This window comes from Micromonospora sp. NPDC048040 (assembly GCF_055587185.1).
In genome coordinates, this window is sequence record NZ_JBVJGT010000009.1 from 61,710 (window position 1) to 86,915 (window position 25,206).

At 71.6% G+C, this 25,206-nt stretch carries 20 protein-coding genes; 7 read left to right on the forward strand and 13 right to left on the reverse strand.

Annotated features, from left to right (window positions below):
- Positions 1 to 9: 9 nt before the first annotated feature.
- Entirely contained in the window at positions 10 to 1,686 is a 1,677-nt protein-coding gene (locus ACZ6O2_RS12445) for an ABC transporter family substrate-binding protein (RefSeq protein ID WP_350712149.1), read from the reverse strand.
- 413 nt (positions 1,687 to 2,099) lie between these two features.
- On the opposite strand from ACZ6O2_RS12445, the gene ACZ6O2_RS12450 reads away from it, so the two are divergent.
- On the forward strand, positions 2,100 to 3,509 hold the full coding sequence (locus tag ACZ6O2_RS12450) for an aminotransferase class I/II-fold pyridoxal phosphate-dependent enzyme (RefSeq protein WP_466022891.1): 1,410 nt from the start codon (positions 2,100 to 2,102) through the stop codon (positions 3,507 to 3,509).
- A 90-nt stretch (positions 3,510 to 3,599) separates the two neighbouring features.
- Here the strand turns inward: ACZ6O2_RS12450 and ACZ6O2_RS12455 are convergent, their stop codons facing one another.
- Positions 3,600 to 4,544 carry an alpha/beta hydrolase gene (locus ACZ6O2_RS12455; RefSeq protein WP_466022892.1) on the reverse strand — a complete coding sequence of 315 codons (945 nt, stop codon included), beginning with the start codon at positions 4,542 to 4,544 and terminating at the stop codon, positions 3,600 to 3,602.
- Between the two features lie 127 nt (positions 4,545 to 4,671).
- Here ACZ6O2_RS12455 and ACZ6O2_RS12460 point away from each other — a divergent pair, with 127 nt between their 5' ends.
- Positions 4,672 to 5,316 carry a TetR/AcrR family transcriptional regulator gene (locus ACZ6O2_RS12460; protein ID WP_466022893.1) on the forward strand — a complete coding sequence of 215 codons (645 nt, stop codon included), beginning with the start codon at positions 4,672 to 4,674 and terminating at the stop codon, positions 5,314 to 5,316.
- A gap of 325 nt (positions 5,317 to 5,641) precedes the next feature.
- On the forward strand, positions 5,642 to 5,965 hold the full coding sequence (locus tag ACZ6O2_RS12465; RefSeq protein WP_350712145.1) for a hypothetical protein: 324 nt from the start codon (positions 5,642 to 5,644) through the stop codon (positions 5,963 to 5,965).
- Positions 5,966 to 6,078: 113 nt separating this feature from the next.
- On the opposite strand, the gene ACZ6O2_RS12470 is transcribed toward ACZ6O2_RS12465, so the two are convergent.
- From ACZ6O2_RS12470 to ACZ6O2_RS12485, 4 genes are all read right to left on the reverse strand, one after another.
- Positions 6,079 to 6,498 carry an MmcQ/YjbR family DNA-binding protein gene (locus ACZ6O2_RS12470; RefSeq protein WP_466022894.1) on the reverse strand — a complete coding sequence of 140 codons (420 nt, stop codon included), beginning with the start codon at positions 6,496 to 6,498 and terminating at the stop codon, positions 6,079 to 6,081.
- A gap of 96 nt (positions 6,499 to 6,594) precedes the next feature.
- Positions 6,595 to 7,260, reverse strand: a complete 666-nt coding sequence (locus tag ACZ6O2_RS12475) for an SMI1/KNR4 family protein (RefSeq protein WP_466022895.1) — start codon at positions 7,258 to 7,260, stop codon at positions 6,595 to 6,597.
- Between the two features lie 84 nt (positions 7,261 to 7,344).
- Positions 7,345 to 8,274: an ROK family protein gene (locus ACZ6O2_RS12480; protein ID WP_350712142.1), complete on the reverse strand. Its 930-nt coding sequence runs from the start codon at positions 8,272 to 8,274 to the stop codon at positions 7,345 to 7,347.
- A 37-nt stretch (positions 8,275 to 8,311) separates the two neighbouring features.
- Positions 8,312 to 9,769, reverse strand: a complete 1,458-nt coding sequence (locus ACZ6O2_RS12485) for an argininosuccinate lyase (RefSeq protein WP_357461829.1) — start codon at positions 9,767 to 9,769, stop codon at positions 8,312 to 8,314.
- A 101-nt stretch (positions 9,770 to 9,870) separates the two neighbouring features.
- Here ACZ6O2_RS12485 and ACZ6O2_RS12490 point away from each other — a divergent pair, with 101 nt between their 5' ends.
- Positions 9,871 to 10,980: an RNA-guided endonuclease InsQ/TnpB family protein gene (locus ACZ6O2_RS12490; protein ID WP_466022896.1), complete on the forward strand. Its 1,110-nt coding sequence runs from the start codon at positions 9,871 to 9,873 to the stop codon at positions 10,978 to 10,980.
- A gap of 194 nt (positions 10,981 to 11,174) precedes the next feature.
- Here ACZ6O2_RS12490 and ACZ6O2_RS12495 read toward each other — a convergent pair whose 3' ends face one another.
- The 6 genes from ACZ6O2_RS12495 to ACZ6O2_RS12520 all read right to left on the reverse strand — a co-directional run bounded on the left by ACZ6O2_RS12495 (position 11,175) and on the right by ACZ6O2_RS12520 (position 18,382).
- Positions 11,175 to 12,128, reverse strand: coding sequence for an amidohydrolase family protein (locus ACZ6O2_RS12495; RefSeq protein ID WP_350706170.1), 954 nt, complete (start codon positions 12,126 to 12,128; stop codon positions 11,175 to 11,177).
- The gene (locus ACZ6O2_RS12500; protein WP_466022897.1) at positions 12,125 to 13,081 is read right to left on the reverse strand and encodes a creatininase family protein; all 957 of its coding nucleotides are present in this window, start codon (positions 13,079 to 13,081) and stop codon (positions 12,125 to 12,127) included. The genes ACZ6O2_RS12495 and ACZ6O2_RS12500 overlap by 4 nt, the downstream gene beginning before the upstream one ends.
- Entirely contained in the window at positions 13,078 to 14,871 is a 1,794-nt protein-coding gene (locus ACZ6O2_RS12505; protein ID WP_393264260.1) for an ABC transporter permease, read from the reverse strand. Before ACZ6O2_RS12505 ends, ACZ6O2_RS12500 begins: the two co-directional genes overlap by 4 nt.
- Positions 14,868 to 15,941: an ABC transporter ATP-binding protein gene (locus ACZ6O2_RS12510; protein WP_357699696.1), complete on the reverse strand. Its 1,074-nt coding sequence runs from the start codon at positions 15,939 to 15,941 to the stop codon at positions 14,868 to 14,870. The genes ACZ6O2_RS12505 and ACZ6O2_RS12510 overlap by 4 nt, the downstream gene beginning before the upstream one ends.
- A gap of 182 nt (positions 15,942 to 16,123) precedes the next feature.
- The gene (locus tag ACZ6O2_RS12515; RefSeq protein WP_350706162.1) at positions 16,124 to 17,170 is read right to left on the reverse strand and encodes an extracellular solute-binding protein; all 1,047 of its coding nucleotides are present in this window, start codon (positions 17,168 to 17,170) and stop codon (positions 16,124 to 16,126) included.
- 48 nt (positions 17,171 to 17,218) lie between these two features.
- Positions 17,219 to 18,382 carry an ROK family protein gene (locus tag ACZ6O2_RS12520; protein WP_350706160.1) on the reverse strand — a complete coding sequence of 388 codons (1,164 nt, stop codon included), beginning with the start codon at positions 18,380 to 18,382 and terminating at the stop codon, positions 17,219 to 17,221.
- A gap of 425 nt (positions 18,383 to 18,807) precedes the next feature.
- On the opposite strand from ACZ6O2_RS12520, the gene ACZ6O2_RS12525 reads away from it, so the two are divergent.
- Entirely contained in the window at positions 18,808 to 21,504 is a 2,697-nt protein-coding gene (locus ACZ6O2_RS12525) for a sugar-binding protein (RefSeq protein ID WP_466022898.1), read from the forward strand.
- A gap of 257 nt (positions 21,505 to 21,761) precedes the next feature.
- On the opposite strand, the gene ACZ6O2_RS12530 is transcribed toward ACZ6O2_RS12525, so the two are convergent.
- Positions 21,762 to 22,523, reverse strand: coding sequence for a sulfite exporter TauE/SafE family protein (locus ACZ6O2_RS12530; protein ID WP_466022899.1), 762 nt, complete (start codon positions 22,521 to 22,523; stop codon positions 21,762 to 21,764).
- A 222-nt stretch (positions 22,524 to 22,745) separates the two neighbouring features.
- Between ACZ6O2_RS12530 and ACZ6O2_RS12535 the strand changes: the two genes are divergently transcribed.
- Positions 22,746 to 23,117: an SCP2 sterol-binding domain-containing protein gene (locus ACZ6O2_RS12535; protein ID WP_350706154.1), complete on the forward strand. Its 372-nt coding sequence runs from the start codon at positions 22,746 to 22,748 to the stop codon at positions 23,115 to 23,117.
- A complete protein-coding gene (locus tag ACZ6O2_RS12540) occupies positions 23,110 to 25,197 on the forward strand; it encodes an amylo-alpha-1,6-glucosidase (RefSeq protein WP_466022900.1) in 2,088 nt (695 codons plus the stop codon). Before ACZ6O2_RS12535 ends, ACZ6O2_RS12540 begins: the two co-directional genes overlap by 8 nt.
- The last annotated feature ends 9 nt before the right edge of the window (positions 25,198 to 25,206 follow it).

A 25,206-nucleotide genomic window follows, 5' to 3' on the forward strand; every position in this document is an offset into this window, starting at 1 on the left:
ATTGCGCGACTACTTGCGCAGACCCCACTGCTCGACATTCATGGTGGTTCCGTACTTGCTGGGGTTGATGAAGATGTTGGCGAACTTGTTCGGGTGGACGGCCATCTGCGGGCTGGCGAACAGCGGCAGCACCACACCGTCGGACATCAGGGTCCGGTCGAGTTCGTTCATCAGCTCGACCTGCTTGCGCGGATCGAGTTCGGTGGCGGCCGCCGCCAGGATCCGGTCCGCCTCGGCGGACGAGTAGCCGAACGAGCGGGCCGCGCCGGTGCCGTACCACTGCTGCAGGGACAGCGCACCCAGGTCGAGCGCCGTTCCGGTGGCCATGAGGTCGAAGCTGCCCGTACGCAGCGCCGGCGAGTAGCGCGAGCCGTCGGCCGCGTCGATGGCCACAGTGATGCCCAGTTGCTTGAGTTGGGACTGGGTGATCTGCGCGAGCTCCATGCGGAGCACGTCGGTGGACAGGGTCAACATCTTCAGATCGCGCAGGGGCTTCCCGTCGGGGAGGATCAGCCTGCCGTCGGTCACGCGATATCCCGCCTTCTGCAGGATGTCGAGCGCGGCCTTGCTGTCGCCCTTGCCGATGTTGAGCTCGTCGATGTTCTCGCGGTAGGCGTCGATGCCACCCACCTTCTGCCCGGGGACGTACGTGCTGCTCTTCATGGTCACCAGGTCCGGCGCGTACTGGCCGACCGTGCGCTTACGCATGTCGTCGAGGTCGAGCGCGGTGGCGATCGCCTTGCGCAGGGCCGCGTCGCTCATCACGTCGCCGGTGGTCTTCATGCCGAGGTGGAAGTAGGTGAGCGTCGAACCGACCTGAACGGTCATGCCGTTCATGGCCTTCACCTGGTTGACGGTGTCGAGAGTCGGGTTCTGGTAGACCAGATCGATCTCACCGTTCTGCAGCGCCGTGATCTGCGCGCCCTGGCCCGAGATGTAACGCGTCGTGATGGTGTCCAGGTTCGCCGGATCCCCGTACCACTTGGGGTTCTTGACCATGGTCATCGAGACGCCGTCCTGGTAGTCCTTGATCAGGTACGGCCCGCCCGAGAACTTCGGCACGTTCTTGCCGAAGCCTTCGTTGAAGGAGGTCGCCAGGTCCCCGTAGGTCTCGGCCACGTGCGCCGGCAGGATGTAGTTGAACAGGGCCTGCCACATCGCGAACGGTTTCGCGTAGGTCATCGTCACCGTCTTGCCGTCGCTGCTGGTCTCGACAGAGGTGATCAGCGAGTAGCCCTCGGTGAACGCGGCCTTGCACCCGGCGCACTTCTTCGGGTCCTGCACCGCCTGGGTGTACGCGAAATCCTTGCCGGTGATCGGGGTCCCGTCCGACCAGACGGCCTTCTGCTGGATCTTGTACTCGACCTTCATCGGGCTGGTGCCAACCACCTCGGCGGACTCCAGGAGCGCCTTGTTGAGCACCACGCTGGTGTCGGGGTTGGTCAGGAACGGATGCGGATAGAAGGGCCACTGCTGCTGGCGCTGGCCGGTGGTGTCGCCGGCGGCGGACAGGGGGTTCCAGTCCACCGGAGCGCTGGTGGCGGCCAAGGTCAACGTCCCGCCGGCCGTAACCTCGCTCGCGGCGGTCGGCGTCTGGGACTTGTCATCGTCGATCTTCGTGCAACCTGCGGGCCCGACCAGCGCGGCGAGCGCGACAGCGACCACGAGGCGTCGAGAGGCTTTCACGGGCACACGTCCTCTGGTTCAAGTGATGGGGGTACGCGACGTCGTGTGGCTGGTGTTCGACTCCGGGGGGCGGTTGCCAGGGTGGCTGGACTCCGCGGCCAGGACCCTCAAAGTTCGAGGTCAACGCCGTAGAAGCTAAGTTCGGCTTATGTTCTGGTCAACATTACAATGTCTATGGACATATCCTGACCGCCTCCTCGACCGCCTCCTCGACCGCCTCCTCGAGGGCCGGCCCCGCACCCGCGGGCCGGCGCCCCCCGTGCCTCACACCTGGCGGCTACAGTCACCACCCGGCACGCCTACCCCGCCGACCGCGGCGCTTGATGGTCGACGGCGTTGACCCTCGGGCGCGTTTCGCTATTCGGAGGACACCAACCGTGACACCACCAGCGCCGCTGGACAGCCAGGAATGCATGCGACTCATCCAGTCGCGGCTCACATTGCGCACGACCAATGCGTTGGCCCGGGCGATCCTCGACCTGATCGCGTCCGGCGACCTGCCGGCCCAATCGCAACTGCCCACCGTGCGGGATCTGGCGGCCAAACTGGGGATGAGCCGGTCATCGGTAGCGCAGGCCTGGAAGACGCTCAGCTCCCGGTACGTCATCGAGACCCGGCGCCGCGGCGGCACTTTCGTCCTCGGGCCGCCGCAGCCGCCACGGGCCAGGCGATTCGACAGCATGGTGCGCACCTCGTCGACGATGCCCATCGATCTGGGAAATCTGCGACGGGATGATCTGCCCCCTCCGGACCTGGCACCCGCGCTCGCCTACGCGCTGAGCAACCGGGCACTGCACAACACCTTCGCCGACCCGGTCGCCCCCGAGTTGGCGGAGGCGGTCCAGCCCTTCTGGCCGTTCGAGACGAACCATTTTCTCGCCACCCACGGGATCATCGACGCCATCGAACTGGCGCTTGCCGCCGTGGTCCGCCCGGGCGATCGGGTCATCATCGAGTCACCCACCCAGGCACGGGTGCTCGACATCCTGGATTCCATCGGTGCCACCACGATCCCCATCGACTACCGACCGGGCGGCCCAGATCTTGATCAACTACGGGTTGCGCTGATCAGCAAACCAACCGCGATGATCTACCAGCCCAGCGGAAACGCGCCGTCCGGACTGACAGTCAGCGACGAGTGGATCGACGGGGCGGCCTCCCTGCTCCAGAACGAAGCGTTTCCCATCTTCGAACTTTCGCAGACCGCCCTCATGCGGTCAGCGCAGCGGTCTCTGGCGACCCGCCTTCCGAGCCGCGTCGTGCACATGCAGGCCTACAACTTCTTCTTCGGCGCCGACCTGCGCGTCGCCGTCGTAGGCGGCTCGCCGGAGTACATCGACATGATGTGGCTGCGACTCACCTACTCGTCACGCTGGGTCAGCCGCGTCCTGCAACTCGCGCTGGCGTTCCAGTTGACGGACGCGGATGCGATACGCCACACGAACGAATTCATCGCGGAGTGCAAGCGAAGGCATTCCGAATTCAGCCAGGCCCTCACCAGACGCGGATTCGACCTCGAACCGACCGAGGGACCCCACATCTGGCTGCCGGTTCCCGACGAGCATTCGGTCTGCACCCGACTCAGTCGGCACGGCATCGTCGTTCATCCCGGCAGCTTCTTCCATGCCCACCCGGCCCCACAGCATCATGTGCACATCAACGGCACCGCACTGGTCCACGGCATCGACGAAATGGCCCAGACGATAGCCCAGGCCTGCCGGATGCCCACCAAGGCAAACGAAGACTCCCCCGTTCCCGCCAGACCCGACCCGAGTCGAGACCAGGCCTCAACTCCCTGGGTGGCCGCCCGAACGCCGCGATGAGACACCCGCTGCAGTGCACGAACGCCGGCAGCGCCAGGGTGCCCGCCGCAGTCCTGCCACGCACCCCGATCGTGGCCAGGATCAGCGGTGTCACCTCGGCAGAAGCTGGCTGACGAAGCCGTCGACGGCCTGCCGCATCTGGGAGAGGCCCGGTTCCTCGATCGGCAGGTGCCCGGCTTCGCCCAACAGCACAAGTTGCGTGCGCGCAGTGATACGTCCGAAGAAGGGCAGGCTCAGTTCCGGTGGGGTCCAGCGGTCGGCTGCCGGGTGGGCCATCAGCACGGGGCAGGCGGTGAACTGCTCTGGCTCCACCGGTGGCGCTGAGGACAGGAAGGTGCGGAGGAACGTCAGCGAGACGCGATTGCCGCCGCCGGCGGGATCTGCTGCGACCAGCGCCGTCAACGCGGAATCGTTGCTCATCGCGCCCATGTTCGCCACCCAGCGCATGGGGATGTGAAGCCGGCCCAGCCAGCGCAGGTGGTGCAACATCGGCAGCGCTGTCCTTCCCATGATCGGCAGGCGGGTCATCCGCATCCGGACCGCGACGTCGCGCGGGTCGAGCAGGCAGGTCACGATCAGGCCGGCGACGTTCCCGAGGGCGGCGACCGAGTAGGCCAACATCCCACCCATACTCGCCCCGAGCAGGAACACCGGTCGTCCGTCGCGCGCCTTCTCGGCCACGACGAGGTCGGCCACGCAGTCGATCCACTCCTGGTAGCCGACCGGTCGCTTGCCGATCCTGCTCAGCCCGTAGCCGATCAGGTCCGGCGCCACCACCTCCATCGGTGTGGTGCGGGTCAGCAGGCGCGCGTAGGGCGCGAGCATGCGTCCGTAACCGCCCGCGCCGTGCAGCAGGATGAGCTTGGCCGGTGCGTCGGGCGCTGCCAGCCGGTCCAGGTGCACGTCCGTGTCACGCCACCTCCACCACTGCTCCGTTGGGGCGTTGGCTGCGGTGACGCGCAACTGTGCCGGATAGAACCGCTGGTAGGCGTGCCAGTGCGTGACGTGTTGATAGGTGTCCTGCGCGACCACCATCGGTCCCTCCCCGCTGATCTCATTCGGCTTCGCCATGCCTACCGCCTCGCAGTAGGCGAGTTTCCGCAGCTCCCGGCTATGGTATGAGGGATTCCTCGCTTTCTGGTACTCGCATTCGGGAGCTCGATTGCCTTCTCGGCCGTCATCGCATCAGCCCAGGAAAACGCCCCAGCAGCAACGCTCCCGGCAGAGCCGCCAGCGCATCCTCGACGCTGCGGCTCGCGTTTTCGCCGACTACGGGCATGCCGCGGGCACCACCGACCGCATCGCCGAGGCCGCAAGGCTCTCCGTCGGCTCGGTGTACCAGTACTTCCCGAACAAGGACTCGATCCTGCTCACCCTCGCACTCGCACACATCGACGAGAGCGCCGCAACCGTGCGAGCGGCCCTCGCCGTCACCGCCACCCCTCCAACGCTGATGCACTGGCTGCCGGCGACAGTCGCCGCGTACGCCGACCTGCACACCCGCAACCCGCGCCTGCACAAGGTGCTGTTCGAGGAGTCCCCGCGCCCGCCCGAGCTGCTGGCCCGATTCCACCAGGCCGAACGCGACGCCGCCGACACCGTCGAGCAACTCCTGCGCCAGGACCCCGCCCTCGACCTCCCCGAACCAGCACGCAACGCCCGCATCGTGGTAGCGGTCATCGAGTCCCTGGTCCACCGGTACGTCAGCCAACAACCAGGCGACACCGACACCCGACAGCTGACCGACGAGATCGTCGACCTCCTGGTCGCCTACCTGCACGCCGCGCAGCATGCCCGTCGGCGTTAGCCCCTCGGCGGTGGATCGCCCGACCAGCGTCACCCCCGCCACCGGCCCCGACCACCGGGCTGGCGGCGGATGGGCACGGTGTAGTGTTGACCAGCGCAGACGTCCTCGACAGGCTCGGCAACCCGCCGACCACGACGGTGACGGCAGGTGCGGCTGCCGATGCCGGCCGGGAAGATTGTCACCGTGCGACTCGACCTGAACTGACCGCGCGAGCCTCCCCGGGCACCCGCCCGACACCTGCCACGCTGTGCCGGGGGTAGAGGTTTCACCGGCACGGAAAATGGAGAAGGTGGAAGTCGCACCTGCGCCCGAGGGGGGATCACCCGTGTCCGACACCAGCATCGACCGGTCCGACCGCCAGGCCGACCGTCCTGACGAGGTGACCGATCCACTGCTGTGGAAGCTCGCCTTGGACGTGGCCGACGCCCACGAACCGGACGGGAACGGCGGCTGCCGCAACCTGCTCTGCGCGGGCCAGGCGTGGCCCTGCCCGGCCTGGAACAACGCCCAGCACGCGCTGCGCGTGGCCCGGGCCGACTCCGCCACGCAGCCGTCGTCGCCCGGCGTCCCGAGGCAACCGGACCGTACCGACCGGCCGGCCGCAGCCGGGTCGGCGCGCCGCCCCCGGCCGGCCGCGTCGGCCGCCTAGGGCGCCAACCTCGGGCCGAGCCGGACGTACGCGCCCGGTCGGTGCCGAACGTCTTCGCCGCCGCACCCGACTGCCGGGTGCGGCGGTCGTCGTGACCGGCGTGCTGCCGGGACTCAGGCCGGCCCGGCCGGCCCGGTGATCCGGGCGGCCAGCTTCTTCGGGGCGAGCAGGCAGTAGCTCTCGGTAAGCAACTCGCCGACCTCGGCCCAGTCGACGCCGTCGTCGAGCACCATGCCCAGCACGTCGGCGCCCCAGTCCGGCTTGAAGAACGGGTGACCGCCGGCCACCAGCGCGTGGACCTCGTCGAGGGGCGAGCGGAACGTCAGCACGCAGGTTGGCTCGTCGGTCGCGGCGGCCCGGGCGTACGCCATCTGGTGGTCGGGGTCGACGGTGAGCACGTGGGCGAAGGTGCGCTTGCGGATCCGCCAGCGCACCCCCACCCAGGCCGGCTCCTCGTAGCTCTCCGGCAGCTCGCGACAGATCGGCCGCAGCCGGTCGAGGAACTCCGACGGCACGTCTCCGGGGGCGGTCATGCCCGCACCGTAACCGCGCCCACCGACACTTCTGCCGCCCTCGCCGGCCGTCGGTTCGGCTGCGCTGCCAGCAGCGGACGGCGGCCGCGCGGCCGGTCAGGCGACGGCGGCGTCGGCCTCGTCGAGCCAGCGCCGGTACCAGCGGGCGAAGCCCAGCGGCGTGCCGTCGGCGTCGCGCAGCGGCCGGAAGCCGGAGCCGTCAGCGGTGTCGTCGGCCCACATCTGGCCGCGTGCCGGGCCGCTGACCACCAGCGCCTCGCGCATCGCGCAGCCGAGATGGCACAGGTAGAGCAGCCCGATCGAGTGCTCGGGGGCGTAGACCAACGTGTCGTGCCGTTCCCAGTAGGCGTCCTCGGCCTCGTTGAACGCCTCGACGGTGTCGTAGTCCTCCTCGTCGGGAGGCTCGGGCAGCCCGTCGGCCGGGTTGAAGGGCTCGGTGTGCGGGAACGGCTGGTGCAGCGTGTCCCGATCGGTGAGGTCGGCTCCGTCGCCCTCCCACGCCCAGCGGCCGTCCACCCTGCGCAGCGGGAACAGCCCGTAGGTCGGACCGGCGCCGCCCCGGCCGGCGGCGAGCAGGAACGAGCGGTACTCCTCGGGCAGCTCGACCCGCAGCTGCCCCTCCAGCTCGGCCATCTCCTCGGCGCGCAGCGGCGGCTCCAGCGTCCACCGGTGCGCGTGGGCACCAAAGACCTTGTCACCGCCGGGGTGGGCGGCCAGCCGGGCGAGCCGCCCGCGTACGTCTGACCAGTCGGTGTGCGTCACGGCCGGGACCCTATCGGCGGGCACCGACAACGACGGGGCGGCCGGCCCCCGGTGCGGGAGCCGGCCGCCGGTCAGCGCCGGGTGTCACCGGGGCGTCGGGACCGCCTCGCGGGCGAGGATCACCGCGCCGAGCAGCGCGGCGTCGTCGGCGAACCGGGACAGCACCACCTCCGGCGGGTACGGCAGGACGGCGGCGAGCCGCTCCCCCAGCAGACCCCGGATCAGTTCGTTGCCGGCCACCCCGCCGACCAGCACCACCCGCTGCGGGTCGAGCAGCAGGCAGCAGGTGACCAGGTGTCGGGCCAGCTCGTCCACCCGGGCGGTCAGCGCGTCCCGGGCCGGGCCGGGACGCTCGGCGGCGGCGGCCAGCGCGGGCGCGCCGCCCGGCAGCCCGAGCGAGTCCGCGAGCCCGTCCAGCGCCCGGCCGGAGAAGTCCAGCTCCAGCATGGTGCCCGGCCACGGGCCGCCGGCCACGGCGTAGCCGATCTCACCGGCCGCCCCGTGGTGACCGGCCAGCACCGCCCCGCGCACCGTGGCCGCCGCCGCGACGCCCGTGCCGAGGCCGACCACCAGGCCGGGGTCGGCGTCGCGCAGCGCGCCGATCCGCAGCTCGGCCAGGGCGGCGGCGTTCAGGTCGTTGTCGACCGCCACCGCCGGCACCGCCAGCCGGTCCCGGACCGCGTCGGCGAGCCGCAGCCGGTCCCAGCCGGGCACGTTCGGGGCCAGGTCGATCCCATCCGGCCGCACCACGCCGGGCGAGGCGATGCCGGCCGCGACGACCGGCGAGCCGACCTCCCCCACCAGCTTCGCGGCCAGCTCCAGCGCCCGGTCGAGGGCCTGCGGGGCGCCCCGTTCGGCGTACGTCGGGACCCGCTCGCGGGCCAGCAGCCGCCCCTGCCCGTCGGCCACCCCGACCGCCATCTTGGTGCCGCCGAAGTCGATGCCGAGCAGCACGCCGGCGTCGCCGGCCGCCTCGGCGGCCTCGGCGGCCCGACCGGCCAACCGCACGCTCACCGTCCCGTCCCCGTGGTCACGACCCCCGCGCCGGCGCTCATCGGCCCGCCCGCTCGGCGGCGACCGCGTCCAGCGCCTTGTCGGCGGCGGCCAGGCGGTCCCGGACGGCGGCCAGCCGGCCGGCGACGGTGTCGAAGGTGCCACGCAGCACCGCCACCTGGGCCCGGACGGCGTCCGCGCCGGGGCCGTCAACCTGGGCGCGGTCGAGCACCAGCTCGGGGCGTACGGCGGCAGCGATCAGGTCGGCGACGGCGGCATCGGCCAGCCCGTCGGCGATCCCCTCGGCCGCCGCGCGGACGGTCTGCGCGGTCCAGGTGTCCGGGGCGCCGCCGCGCACCAGCCGGCCGACCACGGAATGGGCGGCCCGGAACGGCACCCCGTGTCGGGTCAGCGCGTCCGCCGCGGCGGTGGTGGTGGCGCCGGAGGCGACGATCTCCTCCCGCGACGGCGGCTCGAGCGGCTCGATCTCGGCGAGGAAGCCGCCGAGCAGGGCGAAGAACCGGTCGGTGCGGTCGTTGCTCTCCCAGAGCCGGACCTGCACGTCGGTGGTGGCGTTGTTGGAGTCCTCCCACCATGCCGCGCCGACGTTGTTGAGCACGGAGGCGGCGTCGGCGGCGGTGGCGCCGGCCATCGAGACGAGGTGTTCCAGCACCACCGGGTTGCGCTTCTGCGGCATGATGCTGCTGCCCTGGGTGAAGTCGCCGGGGGTGGTCACCCAGCGCCAGCTCAGCCAGTCCATCAGGGTGCGGGCCAGCCGGGCGCCGGTCGCGAGGGCCTGGGCGTTGAGGGTGCCGACCCGGACGAGGTGGTCGGCGCCGGCCACCGCCTCGTAGGAGTTGGTGACCAGGCCGCCGAAGCCGAGCAGCTCGGCCACGCGGGCCGGGGCGATGTCCAGGTCGGTGCCGGCGAACGCGCAGGAGCCCAGCGGCGAGGTGTTGAGGGTCTCGATCAGGTCGGCGTACGCGACGGCCTCGCCGGCGAGGGCCTCGGCGTAGCCGGCGAGGGCGTGCCCGATGGTGGTGGGCTGGGCCGGCCGGCGGTGGGTGTAGCCGGTGATGACCACGTCGGCGTACCGGTGCGCCGAGTCCAGGGCGGTCGCGCCGGCGGCCAGGACCCGGTCGAGGACCCCGAGCAACTGGTCGCGCAGCAGCATCCGGAACACCCCGGCGTCGAGGTCGTTGCGGCTGCGGGCCATCTGCACGTCCAGCTCGGACGTGGGGATGCCGCACGCCTGCGCCAGCCGCTTCTCCATCAGGTAGTAGGTGTCCTCGAACGTGCCGTCGAACTCCGGCGCACCGGCGGTGTCGGCGCGCAGTTCGGCCAGCCCGCGCAGCAGCCGGGCGCCCCGCTCGGCGGGGATGAGCCCCTGCTCGGTCAGCATCACCACGTGCGCCTGGCTGGCCCGCACCATGGCCGGGAACAGGTACCCGACGTGGTGGTCGTAGGTCGGCCGGAGGTGGTGCCGCTGGTAGGTGGTCAGCGCGGGTGTGTTCATCAGAGTTGCGGCGTGGAAACCCGGCCGTTCAGGGCCGGGAGGAAACGCCGCTGCCTCCCCTCAACAATCGTGTAACACAATGGACTGATAGCCTGTGAAATGTGGGCGGGGTGGTGAAGCGGGCGCACAAGTACCGCTTCTATCCCACCGATGAGCAGGCCGAACAACTCCACCGCACCTTCGGGTGCGTGCGTCTGGTCTACAACAAAGCCCTCGAGATGCGGACCCGCGCATACGCCACCCAACGCCGCTCGATCAGCTACACGGAATCGTCGGCGGCGCTTACCGAATGGAAACGCGGCGAGGATCTGGCGTTCCTCAACGAGGTATCCAGCGTTCCGCTTCAACAAGCATTGCGGCATCTGCACGCCGCCTACGTGGCGTTTTTCGCCAAACGCGCCCGGTACCCCCGTTTCAAGTCCAAGAGGAAGTCCCGGGCCAGCGCCGAGTACACCCGGTCGGCGTTCCGCTGGCGGGACGGGAAACTGACTCTCGCGAAGATGGACGCCCCGCTGGACATTGTGTGGTCGCGTCCGTTGCCCGACGGCGCCGTACCGTCCACCGTCACCGTGTCTCGAGACGGGGCCGGCCGCTGGTTCGTGTCCCTGCTCGTCGAAGATCCGACCGTCGAGGCCCTCCCACTTCTCGACACGGCGGTCGGCGTCGACGTAGGCCTGACCAGCCTGGTGACCCTGTCCACCGGGGAGAAGGTCACCAACCCCCGTCACGAGCGGGCCGACCGGCGGAAACTCGCCAGGGCCCAGCGGGACCTGGCCCGCAAGGAGAAAGGCTCGGCCAACCGGGTCAAAGCTCGACTCAAGGTCGCCAGGATTCACGCCCGGATCGCCGACCGGCGCCGGGACCACCTGCACAAACTGTCGACTCGACTCGTCCGCGAGAACCAAACGGTCGTGATCGAGGACCTGACGGTGCGCAACATGCTGCGCAACCACCGGCTGGCCCGCGCGATCTCCGACGCGGCCTGGTCGGATCTGCGAGCCATGTTGGAGTACAAGGCCGCCTGGTACGGCCGTGAACTGATCGCGGTGGACCGCTGGTTCCCGTCGTCCAAGCTGTGCTCGGCCTGCGGGCAACTGACCGAATCCCTGCCGCTGAACATCCGGTCGTGGCAATGCCCGTGCGGTGTGACCCATGACCGGGACATCAACGCAGCGAAAAACCTTCTGGCCGCCGGGCTGGCGGACAGGTAAAACGCCTGTGGAGCTGATGTAAGACCTCAACGGAGTCCCTCCGGGCGGGCAGTCGGCGACGAAGCAGGAAACCCCCACGGGCGACCAGGGGGAATCCCGGCCCTTCAGGCCGGGAGGATGTCAAGACGGTTCTCTACTTCCTTCCTTCCCGTGCCGGGCGCGCCGGTCACCCGTCGCGCCCGGTCGTCAGCCGGTCAGTGGTCGAGGCCGAGCAGACGCTCGGCGTTCCCGGCGAAGATCGCGCGCAGGTGGTCGTCGGGCAGGCCCAGCTCGCGGCAGATCCGCAGCTGGTCGTCGAGGTAGCGGGTGACGTAGCCGCGCGGGAACCACGACGAGTCGCTGCCGAACACGATCCGGTGCGGGCCGATGGTCTCGTAGCAGCGCCGGAACAGCTCGTCCAGCGTCAGCTTGTACGGCATCCAGCGCACCCACTGGTTCGACCCTGAGGTGTCGACGTGGATGTTGGGGCAGCCCCAGGCGGCGAAGAGCAGATCCTGCACGTGCTGGACGCCGAAGTGCGGCACCACCACGGCAAGTTCGGGGAAACGGCGGGCCATCCGGGCCAGCTCGTCGGGGCCGCCGTACCGGCCGTGGGAGAGGCCGCCGGCGCTGCCGTAGTGGCCGATGTGGATCAGCACCGGCACGCCGAGGCGCTGGGCGGTGCCCCACAGCGGGTCGAGGGCCTCGTCGTCGAGCGGGCCGCGCAGCAGCGGGGCGAAGAGCTTCAGCCCGCGCAGGCCGCGTTCGACGACCGCGCGTTCCAGCTCGGCGGCGGCGTCCGGGCCGTACGGGTCGTGGTGGGCGAAGCCGAGCAGCAGGTCGGGGTGGCGGTCCACCACGTCGGCGACGGTGTCGTTGCCGCCGCCGGTGACGAAGACGGCGCGGCGGATGCCGACCGCGCGCAGCTCCTGCGCCCACCGGTCCGCCTCGTCCTCCCACCGCGACGCGGGGGGCTCGGGGTCGGGGAAGCCCCACGCCTGCCGCCACTGCGCCGCGTACGGGGCGGAGCCGGCGGCGCGGACGGCGCGCTCGTGCTCGCCGCCGGGGTGCATGCCGGCGGCGTGCTCGCACGCCCGGATCGTCTCGTCGGCGCCGATGCGGAAGTGCAGGTGGAAGTCGACGACGTCGAGTCCGCGGTCGACGGTCACGGTGCCTCCTCTGGTTCGGGCTCGCCGGCCGGCGGGGTGCCGGCGGGCGGAACGTCCGTGGGCGGCGGGGCGGCGCCGACCGGGGTGTCGGCGGGCAGCGGGGCGTCGGTGGGCGGGGCGGGAAGCGGGGCGGCCACCCAGGCGGCGACGACCTCCCGCAGCCGCGTCGCGGCCAGCTCCCGGACCCGCCGGCCGGTCTCCTCGCCCGCCAGCGAGACGTGCCCCGACCAGCCCTGCCACGGGTCGGGGCGGGACTCCACCAGCACGTACGGGTGGGTCACCGGCAGCTTCGGCCTCGGCGGCAGGTCGGCGACCGCGTCGAGGCGCACCGCGCCGGGGTCGAAGCCGAGCACCCCGTCGGTCTCGTACGCCCCGCCGTGGCCGCGCGCCGGCAGCGGCCCGTACAGCTCGGCGGTCTCGGCCGGGGTCACGAGCTGGAACCAGTTGACCAGCAGCAGGCTGGCTGTGCGCCGCCCGGAGACCCACTCCATGGCGGCCCGGACGGTGGACATGTTGGCGTCGTGCCCGTTGACGATCAGCAGCCGGGGGAACCCGGCCGCCACGATGCCCTCGATCACGTCGGCCAGGTAGCCGACCGCGATCTCCGGCCGGATCGCCACGGTGCCGGGCCACGGCCGGGTCTGGCCGGGGCACGCGGCGTACGGCACGGCGGGGAAGAGCACCCCGCGCGGACCCGGCGTCGTGCCGGGTGCGCCGGCCGGGGTCGCGGCGCCGGACGGCACCGCGGCGCCGTTGCCGGGGACCGCGCTCTCGGCGGCGAACCCCTGGGCGAGGATCAGGTCGGTGCCGAGCGGCAGGTGCGGGCCGTGCCACTCGACCGCCCCGACCGGCAGCACCGCGAAGTCCGCCGCCTCGGCCACCGCCGCCAGTTCCCCGCCGGGGATCCGGGCGGCGGGGACCAGCCCGCCGCCCGCCGGCCAGGCCGCGCTCACGCCGTCCACCGCGCCGCCTCCCGGCTGGAGCGCCGGCCGCCCTCCAGCCGGCCGGAGACCACCATCACCACGAAGATCAGGACCACCTGGAGCATGCCGTACGCGGCGGCGGTGCCGACCTCGAACGAGTACATCCGGTTGTTGATCTCGACGGAGATCGGCGCGGTGTCGGAGGTGTAGATGAGCACCGAGGCGACGAACTCGCCGACGCCGTGCACGAAGGCGAGCAGCGCGCCGGCCACCACGCCGGGCAGCATCAGCCGCAGGGTGACCGTGCCGAACGCCCGCCACCAGGACGCGCCCAGGTTGCGCGCGGCCTCCTCCAGCGACGGGTCGATCTGCGCCAGAGTGGCCGAGCTGGACCGGAACACCAGTGGCAGGAACCGCACGAAGTACGCCAGCGGCATGATCCAGAAGGTGCCGATGAGCACCTGCCCGAAGCTGAACGCGTTGCCGGTGCTGAACGCCGAGATCAGGTTGATCGCCACCACCGTGCCGGGCAGCGCCCAGGCCAGCATGACCGCCACGTCCAGCAGGCCCCGGCCGCGGAAGTCCAGCCGCCGCACCGCGTACGCGATGAGCACGCCGACCACGACGCAGCCGACGGTCGCGATCAGGCTCATCTGCAGCGAGTTGAGGATCGGCTGGAACGCCTCGGGGTCGGAGAAGATGGTGACGAAGTTCTGCGTGGTGTAGGCCGCCGGGATCACCTCGGTGGTCCAGGACCCGTCGGCGGAGAACGCCACCAAGGCGATGGTCGCCACGGGGGCGAGCAGCACGGCGGTGGCCAGGATCGACGCGACCAGGGCCAGCCACTTGCCGAACGGGTTGGTGATCTCCCGCCGGTGCGCGGCGACACCCTTCGACTGGGACCGGTAGCTGCGCCGCCCCTCGTACCAGCGCATGCCGAGCAGGAACAGCACCGACACCACGCCGAGCACCGAGGCGTACGTGGAGGCCATCGGCAGGTCGCCGTTGGTGCGGTTGATGTAGATCTGCATGGTCATGGTCTGGTCCACCCCGAACAGCAGCGGGGCGGTGTACGAGGCCAGCGAGGTCATGAAGACCAGCAGCGAGGCGGAGACCAGCGCCGGGGTGAGCATCGGCAGCAGCACCGTGCGCCACACCCGCACGCGGCCGGCCCCCAGGTTGTACGCGGCCTCCTCCACCGAGGGGTCCATCCCGCCGAGCGCGGCGGAGGCGGACAGGTAGAAGTACGGGTACATGGTGAAGGTGTGCACCACCAGCACCCCGGCGATGCCGCTGAACGGCAGCACCGGGTTCTCGGTGCCGAAGAGTTGCTGGAGCCCGCGCGGGAGGATGCCCGTCTCGCTGTAGAGCAGCTGGAACGAGATCGCCCCGATCAGCGGCGGCAGGGCCGCCGGCACCAGGATGATCGCCTCGATCAGCCGGCGGCCGGGGAACGAGAACCGCTTGAGCAGGAAGGCCATCGCCACGCCGACGATGCCGCAGAGCAGCACGCTGGCCGCGGAGATGATCAGCGAGGTGACCAGGGACGAGCGGGCCACCCCGTCGCCGGAGAGGAAGGCGCCGTAGTTCTCCACGCCGTCCACGCCGACGCTCTCGGCGAAGGTGGCGAACATCGGCTGCACGACGTACCCGAAGAGGATCAGCGCGAGCGGGAAGACCAGGACGTACGGGAACCAGCGGGAGCCGGTGCCGCCGGCGAAGCGGTCGGCGAGCCGGCGGCGCGGCGCGCGCGGCGGCGTCGGCTCCTGGGTGACCGGGGCGACGGTGGCCGGGCTGGGGGTGGCGGGAATGGTGCTCACGGGCGCACCACCCACATCCGCTCGCGGTTGAGCCGCAGCCCGACCTGGTCGCCGGCGGCGATCCCGTCCGGCACGTCGATCGCGGCGACCTGCACCGACTCGCCGGCCACGTCGACCACGAGGTTGGTGGCCATCCCGGTGAACTCCACCTCGGTGACCCGGCCGGGCAGCGCGTCCGCGTCGGTGGCCGAGGTGAGGCCGATGTGCTCGGGGCGGACCGACACCAGCGCGGTGTCGCCCTGGCGCAGGCCGTGCCCGGTCGGGGCGGGGACGGCGATCTCGCCGCCGGCGGGCAGCTTCACCGTGACGGCCTGCTCGGCGGCGCCGGCCACCGGCAGGGAGAGCACGTTGCTGCGGCCGATGAAGCGAGCCACGAAGCTGGTCGCCGGGCGGTGGTAGATCTCCTGCGGGGCGCCGATCTGCTGCACCCGGCCGGACTGCATCACCGCGATCCGGTCCGACATGGCCATCGCCTCGGCCTGGTCGTGCGTGACGTAGATGGAGGTGGTGCCGGCCTCGCGCTGGATGCGGCGGATCTCCACCCGGGTCTCCTCGCGCAGCTTGGCGTCGAGGTTGGACAGCGGCTCGTCGAGCAGCAGGGTGCGCGGCCGGATCACCAGGGCCCGGGCGAGGGCGACGCGCTGCTGCTGGCCGCCGGAGAGCTCGTCGATACGGCGGTCGCCGTAGCCGGCGAGGTGCACCTGCCCGAGCGCCTCCTCGACCCGGCGCCGCGACTCGGCCCGGCCGACCTTGCGGATCTTGAGCCCGTACGCGACGTTCTGCGCCACGCTCATGTGCGGGAAGAGCGCGTAGTTCTGGAACACCATGCCGGTGTCGCGCTTGTTCGGCGGTCGGCGGGTGACGTCCTCGGCGCCGAACCGGATCCGGCCGGAGGTGGGGAAGTAGAACCCGGCCACCATGCGCAGGGTCGTGGTCTTGCCGCAGCCGCTCGGGCCGAGCAGCGTGAAGAACTCCCCGGCGGCGATGGTGATGTCGACGTCGTCCACGGCCGCGGTGTCGCCGCCGCGCGCGAAGCGCTTGCTCACCGACTCCAGCGTGACATCGATCATGAGGTCCTCTCCTTCGTGCGGTACCGGACCTGTCGGTCGTGGGATGGGGGGCGGGAGACGGGAAGGGCACCTTCCTGACGCCTCCGGCGGAGAGGGGCTCGCCTCTCACACCGTGCCGGCGCCCCGGGGGCGGGCGGCGGGGCGCCGGGGACGGGACGGGCCCGCCCCCGGCGCCCGGGCGGTCAGCCCTTGTTCTTGATCTGGCTGTTCCAGTGGTTGATCCACTCGGTCTCGTTCTTGCCGATCACGTCCCAGTCGACGTCCAGCGGCTTGAGCTGGAGCTGGGCCAGCCACTCCGGCTTCTCGGCGATGTCCACGGCCGGGATCTGGTAGTAGTCCTTGGCGAGGTCGGCGCGGAGCTTGTCGTCGAAGAGGAACTCGATGAACTTCTGCGCGCCCTCGCTGTTGCCGCCCTTGACCGCGGCCAGGCCGTCGACCAGCACCGGGGCGCCGGAGGCCGGCATGACGTAGCCGAACGGCATGTTCGACTGGTGGGCCTGCAGCAGGATGTCCTGCAGGTTCCAGGCGCTGAGCGTGCCCTGCTGGCGGGACAGCTTCAGGTAGAGGTCGGTCGGGTTGGCCGCGTACGCGCCGGTGTTGGCGTCGAGCTTCTTGAGCCAGTCGTAGCCGGGCTGCGGGTTGCTGCCGTCCGCGGACTGGCGCACGATCATCGCGGCGTAGATCGACCGCATGGTGCCGGACGCGGCCACGTCCCGGATGATGATCTTGTCCTTCCACTCCGGCTTGAGCAGGTCGTCCCAGTCCTTCGGGGCCTGCTCCGGAGTGAGGGCCTTGTTGTTGTACATGATGACCTCGGGCAGCAGGATCTCCCCGAACCAGCGGCCCTCGGCGTCCTTGTACTTGGCGTCCATCTTGCTGGCGAAGGTCGGCTGCCAGGAGGTCAGCAGGTCCTCGGACGCGCCGGCCGCGAGGCCCTGCTGGGTGCCGCCCCACCAGACGTCGGCCTGCGGGTTGGCCTTCTCGGCCCGCACCCGCTCCAGGATCTCCTGGGCGCCGAGGTTGAGGATCTCGACCTTGCCCTTGTACTCGGGGTACTTGGCGGTGAACTGGTCCACGACGTAGTCGGAGACCTTCTTGTCGCGGGCGGTGTAGATGGTCAGCTTCTCGGCGCTGCCGCCGCTGGCCGCGTCGTCACCGCCGCCGCCACAGGCGGTGCCGGCGGCGAGCACGGTGGCGAGCGCGCCGGCGAGGAGAAGGCGACGTTTCATGGGGTACCTCCGAGGGGTGAGGGGAACTACGTTGTTCGGGGTGTGAGGTCAGGGGGTCGGCAGCAGGGTGGGCAGGCCCGCGGCGGCCGCGGAGAGGGCGTAGCTGACGGCGCCGTGCAGCACCGCCCGGTCGCCGAGCACCGCCCGGCGGACGTCGGTGGCGCTCGGCGCGGCGGCGCTGACGAGCGCCTGGAGCCGGTCGACGGCGGCGTCGTCGAGCTGGGCGGCGGCGCCGCTGAGCAGCACCCGCCCGGGGTCGACGACGCAGACGCAGGAGACGATCAGCCGGGACCAGGCCGCGAGCAGCTCGTCGAGGTACGCGGCGGCCCGTCCGTCGGTGGCGGCCAGCTCCACCAGGGCGGCCACGGGCGAGTCCGGGCGCCGCCCGGGGGCCAGCGCCACCACCCGCTCGGCGATGGCGTTCTCCGACCAGCGGGCCTCGAACGGGCCGATTCCGTCGTGGCCCCGGTCGGCCGGGTCCAGCGGCAGGAAGCCGACCTCGCCGGCGGCCCCGCCGGCGCCCCGGCGGACCTGCCCGTCGAGCACGAGGCCGGCGCCGATGCCGTCGGCGACGTGCAGCAGCAGCAGGTCGGCGACGTCGCTGCCGGCGCCGACCGCGTGCTCACCGGCGGCCATCAGGTTCACGTCGTTGTCCACCAGCACCGGCACCCCGAGCCGGCGTTGCACCGACTCCCCCACCGGCCGCGCCTCGACGAGGCCGACCGAGGGGGCCAGGCGGACGGCGCCGCCGGTGGAGATGCCGGGCGCGGCGACGGCCACCCCGCGCAGCGCCGGCAGGCCGTCGCCGACCAGCTCGGGCACCGAGCGGCAGATGGTGTCGACGATGTCGCCGGCGAGCCGCACCGCGCGGTGGGCGATCACGGTCCCGTCACTGTCGGCGATCTCGCAGCTGAGCCGGGACGGCTCCAGCGAGACCGCGGCGACCAGCTCGGCCCGGGGGTTGAACTCCAGCATCGCCCGGGGACGGCCGGCACGCGACGCGCCGGGACCACGCTCGATGAGGTAACCCTCGGCGATCAGCTCCCGCACGAGCGGGGTGAGCGTGGCGGGGCTCAGGCCGGTGAGCTCGGTCAGCTCGGCACGGGAGAGCACCCGCACCTGGCGGGCGGTCGAGATCACGGAAAGCCGCTTGATCTCCTTCGACCGCTCCCGGCTCACCGGGCTCGTCGGTGGCGTCACCACGTCAGTCACACTTCCTTCCTACGGCGAACGAACTATTGAGTCAAGTAACGAAACCGTCTCGTTACCTTGCGGCCACCTTCACGAGCAGCAGAAACACCCTTCGCGGATCCCGCCGGAGTCGAGCACGCGCGCCGCCGGCCGAGGCGTGGAAGACCGCCTGACCCCTTGTTTGTTTCTTTCGCAAATAAAGAAAGACCTTGCAAAGCATTGACGGGCCGCCGCACCGGTCCCTAGCGTCACCGGGCGAAGGCCTTCCAGTGTGTACGGATCTCCGTGCCGCTGCGTACCCCGGTGCCGTGGCGCCCCTCGCGCCCCGCACCCCGCACCCCCCACCTCCGCCGTCTCGCCGTCCGACCACGACCCCGCGTCCGCGCCGCCGTGCGCCCGACGTCGGTGGCCGCTGCGCGGACCTCGCGTGTCGCGAAAGGACCTGCATGCGACTCAAGTCGTTCCTGCTACCCACGGCGCTCGCCCTGGCCCTGTCCGGGGCGCCCGCCGCCGCCCTAGCCGCCCCCACCGACGCCCCGCCGACCGACACCGTCGACCTGGACGTCCTCTTCGTCAGCGCCCACCCCGACGACGAGGCCGGCAGCCTCGCCACCCTCGGCCAGTGGAAGGAGAAGCACGGCGCCAAGGCGGGCGTCGTGACCATTACCCGCGGCGAGGGCGGCGGCAACGCCGTCGGCCTCGAGGAGGGCCCGCCGCTGGGCATCATCCGCGAGCGCGAGGAGCGCACCGCGATCGGCCGGGCCGGCGTGGAGAACCTGTACAACCTCGACCGCGTCGACTTCTGGTACACCGCCTCCGCGCCGCTGTCCGAGCAGATCTGGGGGCACGACGACACCCTGGCCCAGATCGTCCGGGTGATCCGGCAGACCCGGCCCGAGATCGTCATGACGATGAACCCGTCGCCGACGCCCGGCAACCACGGCAACCACCAGCAGGCCGCCCGGTTCGCCGCCGAGGCGTTCCACGCCGCCGCCGACCCGGCCGCCTTCCCCGAGCAGCTCACCCAGGAGGGCCTGAAGCCGTTCCGGGCCGCGAAGTTCCTGCGTACCGGCGGGACCGGCAGCTCGGCGACCGGGGCGCAGTGCGCGTCCAGCTTCGTGCCGACCGTCCCGACCGACCAGGTGTTCGGCGTCTGGGAGGGCACCCCGAGCGCCGACGGCAGGACCTGGGCCGAGGTCGAGGTCGACGCCCGCCGGGACTACGTCACCCAGGGCTGGGCCGGCACCGCCGCCGCCCCCACCGACCCGGCGAAGATCCGCTGCGACTTCTACACCCTGGTCGACAGCCGCGTCCCGTACGACCCGGCGGACACCTCGCCGGAGGCCATCCTGCGCGGCTCGGTGCTGCCGGCCACGGCCGGCGGGCTTCCCCAGGGCACCGAGCTCTACCTGACCGCCGACCGGTTCGATCTCGCCCCCGGCGAGACCGTCGAGGTCACCGCGCACGTCCGCGCCCCGCACAACCGGGCGCTCACCGCGCCGCGGGTCTCCCTGCGGCTGCCGCAGGGCTGGACCGCCACCGGCTCCGGCGCACTGCGCGGCGCCGTCCCCGCCGGCACGGAGCGGACCGTCACCTTCACCGTGACCGTTCCCGCCGGCGCCGACACCAACGAGCAGCACCTCGTCGGCGCGAACCTGACCACCGGCCAGGGCGCCGGCCGCACCGACCGCGCGGTCCGGGTGGTCGCCGACGTGCGCGGCACCCTGGAGCCACTGCCCGAGGTCGGGCTGTTCCGCACCTGGGCCGGCGACAGCGGCTACCCGCAGCTGGACACCCTGATCAAGCCGGTCCTCACCCTCGGCTCCGGCAAGAGCCGGACCGTCCGGGTCGACCTGCGCAACCACGGCGAGGCCCCCCAGAGCGGCACCGTCACCCTCGGCCTGCCGGCCGGCTTCACCGCCGACGCGGCGACCAAGAGCTACGCCGAGCTGGCGCCGGGCGCGACCGGGGCGGTCACCTTCACCGTCACCAACAGCGACGCCACCCTGCCGACCGCCAACGAGGGCGGCGACGGCGGCGACTACGGCATCACCATCACCACCACCAGCGCCGCCGGCAGCACCGTCGAAACCGGCGCACTGGAGATCGTGCCCACCAGCGAGGTGCCGCACGCCGGGCACGACCACGCCGTCGACGGGGTGGCCTCCCCGGGCGAGTACCCCGGCGAGGAGCTGGACCTGTCCCGGATCTGGGAGGGGCAGGCCACCACGCCGCAGGACGCCTCGGCCACGGGCCGCGTCGCCTGGACCGAGGACGCGCTGAAGGTGTTCGTCCAGGTCACCGACGACGTGCTCGGCAAGAAGGTGGTGCCGCAGGACTGCAAGCGGCAGCGGCGTACCGACAGCGTCGAGATCATCGTCGACCCGAAGGGGAACTCGACGGACACCTCGACGGTGTTCAAGGCCGGCATCTTCCCGGTCACCGACGACCCCGCGGGCGGCAACCCACCGTGCTGGCAGCGCGACGCCGACAACCGGCAGGGCCCGGGCGCCACGACCGCACCGGGAATGACGGTGGTCAGCAAGGTCACCGCGCCGTACGCCGGCTACACCATCGAGGCGAGCATCCCGTTCGCGGTGCTGCCCGACGCCGTCGACCCGGCCCGGATGGGCTTCAACGTGCTGGTCTACGACTCGGACACCCAGGACCTGACCTCCCAGTCCCGGCTGGGCTGGTCCACCTTCACCGGCGTCCGCGCCGACCCGTACCGGTACGGCCTGATGACCCTGCCCGGGTACACCCCGACCCAGCGGCAGCCCAGCGCGCCGGTGTTCCCGGACACCGCCGCCCGCAGCGTGCACAGCCCGCAGACCATCGCGCAATCCGCTGTCGACGGCGTCGCGCCGGCCGCCGTGGCCCGGCTCCCCGAGCGGGCGCTGCGGCTGACCGGCCAGCGCCAGGTGGCCGGCGGGGTGCAGGTGACGGTCCTCGCCGACCGTGCGGGCACCGCGTACCTGCACGCCTGGGACGGCGACCGTTCGCTCGGTGAGCGGACCGTGCAGCTGCGCCCCGGCGACCCGGTGACCGTGCTGGTCCCGGTCACCGGCGGCACGGCCGACGGCCTGCTGGCCGCGTTCGAGGCCGGCGGCGCCGCGCTGGCCCGCCACGTGCCGCTGACCTGACCGGCGACGGCCCGGCCCCGGTCATCCGACGCGGATGACCGGGGCCGGGCCCACTCGGCGGGTCCCCCGCGCCCGACGGACACCGGCCGCCGGGCCACGCCGGTACGCGCGCGGCCGTACCCCGACGGCCGGCACGCCATGGCGTTCGCGCCGCCCCGGGTCGACGCGCCGGCCTTCCGGCACAAACGACGCACCGCGCGGGCGGTCCTGCGACACCTCGCCGGCGCCGAGCCGCCCCGGCCGTCGACTGACCCGGTCTACAGCACGTTGCGCCACAGCAGGACCAGGCCGAAGACCACCCCGAACGTGACGACCACGGCTTTGAGCGGGGCACCGGGGAGCCTGCGGAGCAGCCGCGCCCCGACGTAGCCGCCGACGACGGTCGCTGGGACCAGGATGGCCGCCCCCGCCCAGCTGACGGTGCCGAAGGAGACGTAGAGCACCACCGCCGTAAACGAGATGACGGCCGACAGCAGGTTCTTCAGGGCGACCGTCCTGGTGAGCGGCTCTTGCTGCAGGAGAGCCAGGCTGGCGACCAGCACGATGCCGAACCCCGCGCCGATGTAGCCGCCGTAGACCCCGCCCAGGGCTACCAGCACCTGCAGCGTCGCCGGGTGTTTCTGTCGGCCACGCAGCACGGAGCGCCTGACCAGCTCGTTCAGGCGGCCCTGGAGGCCGAGGACGGCAGAGGCGGCGAGCACCAGGAACGGCACGATCATGTCGAAGACGCGGCTGGGCGTCAGCAGCAGCAGCGCCGACCCGGCGACCCCGCCGAGCACGGCGGCGGGCAGGATCCGCCTGATGTCTCGCCGCGGTGGCAGATCCCGGTAACCGCCCACGACGCTGGCCACGTTCCCCGGGAACACCGCGACCGTGCTGGTCAGCTTCGCGGTCAGCGGCGGTATGCCGGTGCCGAGCAGCGCCGAGAAGGCGATGAGGGAGCCGCCGCCCGCGACCGCGTTGAAGGCGCCCGTGGCGACACCGGCGGCGAAGAGCAGCGTTGCCTTGATGGGATCCATCGGGTCCCAGGCTAGTGGCGTCGCCCGCCGGCCGGGCCAGGGTCCGCCGGCCGGGCCGGGCCGGCGCGCCGCGACGCGGACGGCCTGACGGTGGCCGGCGGCGTAGCGGCGTCGAGGACGCCGGGGTGGCAACAGCGGCGGTCGGCGGCGGGGAAATTCACCTCTTCCGGATGAGGCGGAAGCCGCGATTCGCGGGAATGGTGGCCCTGAGGAGGTGGCGCGATGGGGGATGCCACCCAGGCTTTCTTCCGTAGCCTGGCTCAGCGTGGACACGACCGCCGCCTGACGGCGATCGACGAGGGCAGTGTCCGCTTCGAGATCAGCCGGGACGGGCGGGTCGACCGCTGGCTCGTCTCCATCGACAAAGGCAACGTCACGGTCTCGGAGCAGGCGACCGGCGGGGACGCGGTCGTCCAGGCGGACGCGGCGGTGTTCGACCGGATCGCCAGCGGCGAGGCGTACTTCCTGACCACCGTCCTGCGCGGCGAGGCGACCGTGGCGGGCAGCCCCCGGCTCTTCGCGAGCCTCCGTAGGTTGTTCCCGCCACCACCCAGGTCGGCGGGGACCGAGCGCCGAGGAGGTGACCATGAGTGAGGATCAGGTGGGCATCCTGGACGGCACCACCTTCATGGTGTGTAACCGCTCGGGCGACATCATCCCGTCACCCGACGCTCCCATGGGCCTTTTCGCCCACGACACCCGGCTGCTGTCGAAGTGGGTGCTGACGGTGAACGGGGAACGACTGACCACCCTTTCCATCGACGACATCCACTACTTCGAGAACCGGTTCTTCCAGGTTCCGGGGCGTCAGGACGTCTACGTCAACAGCACCGTGGGGGTGCGCCGGCTGCACAGCCTGGACAGCGGCCTCCACGAGGACCTGACCGTCATCAACTATGCCAACGAACCGGCCGACGTGACCCTCAGGATCGAGGCGGACGCCGACTTCGCGGACCTCTTCGAGGTCAAGGACGCGGCGGTGAGGAAGAAGGGCCGCCACTACCGGCGGGTCGACGACGGGCGCCTCGTCCTCGGTTACGAACGGGAGCGGTTCCGACGGGAGACGATCATCTCCGCGTCGGCGCCGGCCGCATGGGACGACGACGGCCTGACGTTCGAGGTCCACCTCGAACCTCGCAGCCGATGGACCGTCAGACTCAGCGCCCTGCCGGACCTTCCGATGCCCAGAGGGCTGGAACGCCTCGTGATCCCGGGGCGGGCCGCAGGCAAGGGCAGAAACAAGGAACAGGATCTCCTGGAGTGGTTGGACCACGCGCCGCGCCTGGAATCCGGCTGGGAGCCGCTCAGCGGCACGTACCGGCAGAGCCTGATCGACCTGGCCGCGCTGCGCTTCAGTCCCTTCCTCGCCGAGGACAAGAGGGTCCCCGCCGCCGGCCTGCCCTGGTTCATGGCCATGTTCGGTCGGGACAGCATCTTCACCAGTCTGCAGGCGTTGCCGTTCACACCCGAACTCGCCGCCACCACCCTCCGGGTGCTGGCGCTGCGGCAGGGCAGCCGCGTCGACGACTTCCGGGAGGAGGAGCCCGGCCGGATCCTGCACGAGATGCGGTACGGCGAGATGAGCATCTTCGAGGAGACCCCGCACACGCCCTACTTCGGCAGCGCCGACTCCACTCCCCTGTTCCTCGTCCTGCTCGACGAGTACGAGCGGTGGACCGGCGACGTCGACCTCGTACGCTCGGTCGAGCACGAGGCGCGCGCGGCGATCGACTGGATCAACAACTACGCCGACCTGACCGGCATGGGCTACATCTCCTACGAGCGGCGCAACACCAGGAACGGTCTGGAGAACCAGTGCTGGAAGGACTCCTGGGACAGCATCTGTTACCGCGACGGTCGGCTGCCGGGCTTTCCCCGCGCGACCTGCGAGCTGCAGGGGTACGCGTACGACGCGAAGATGCGCACCGCGCGGCTCGCCCGCAGCGTCTGGAACGACCCGCTGTACGCGGACCGACTGGAGCAGGAGGCCGCCGACCTCAAGGAACGCTTCAACCGCGACTTCTGGGTGGCGGACGGCGAGTACATGGCGCTCGCCCTCGACGGCGACGGCCGCCAGGTGGACGCCCTGTCGTCCAACATCGGGCACCTGCTGTGGAGCGGCATCGTCGAGAAGCCGAAGGCGGAAGCCCTGGTGCGGCACCTGATGTCGCCCGCCCTGTTCAGCGGCTGGGGTGTCCGCACGCTGGCCGAGAACCAGGGCCGCTACAACCCCATCGGCTACCACGTGGGCACCATCTGGCCGTTCGACAACTCCTTCATCGCCTGGGGACTGCGGCGCTACGGGTACGCCGACGAGGCGGCGCGGATCGCCGCCGGCATCCTGGACGCCGCCGTCTTCTACGACGGCCGGCTGCCCGAAGCCTTTTCCGGATCCTTTCGCACCGACACCCGGTACCCGGTCAACTATCCCACCGCCTGCAGCCCCCAGGCGTGGTCCGCCGGAGCGACCCTGCTCCTGCTGAGGACGATGCTCGGGCTCCACCCGGTGGGCGAAGACCTCGTCGTCAGGCCCGCCCTCCCCGCTAACCTCGACTTCGTGGCGTTGCACGGCATCCCCGGCCGGTGGGGGCGGTTCGACGCCTACGGCAGGGGGCCGGCCGCCGCGGGCAGGCAGGGCTACCAGCCGGCACCGCAACAACTCTCCGCCTCGTGACGGGAGGAA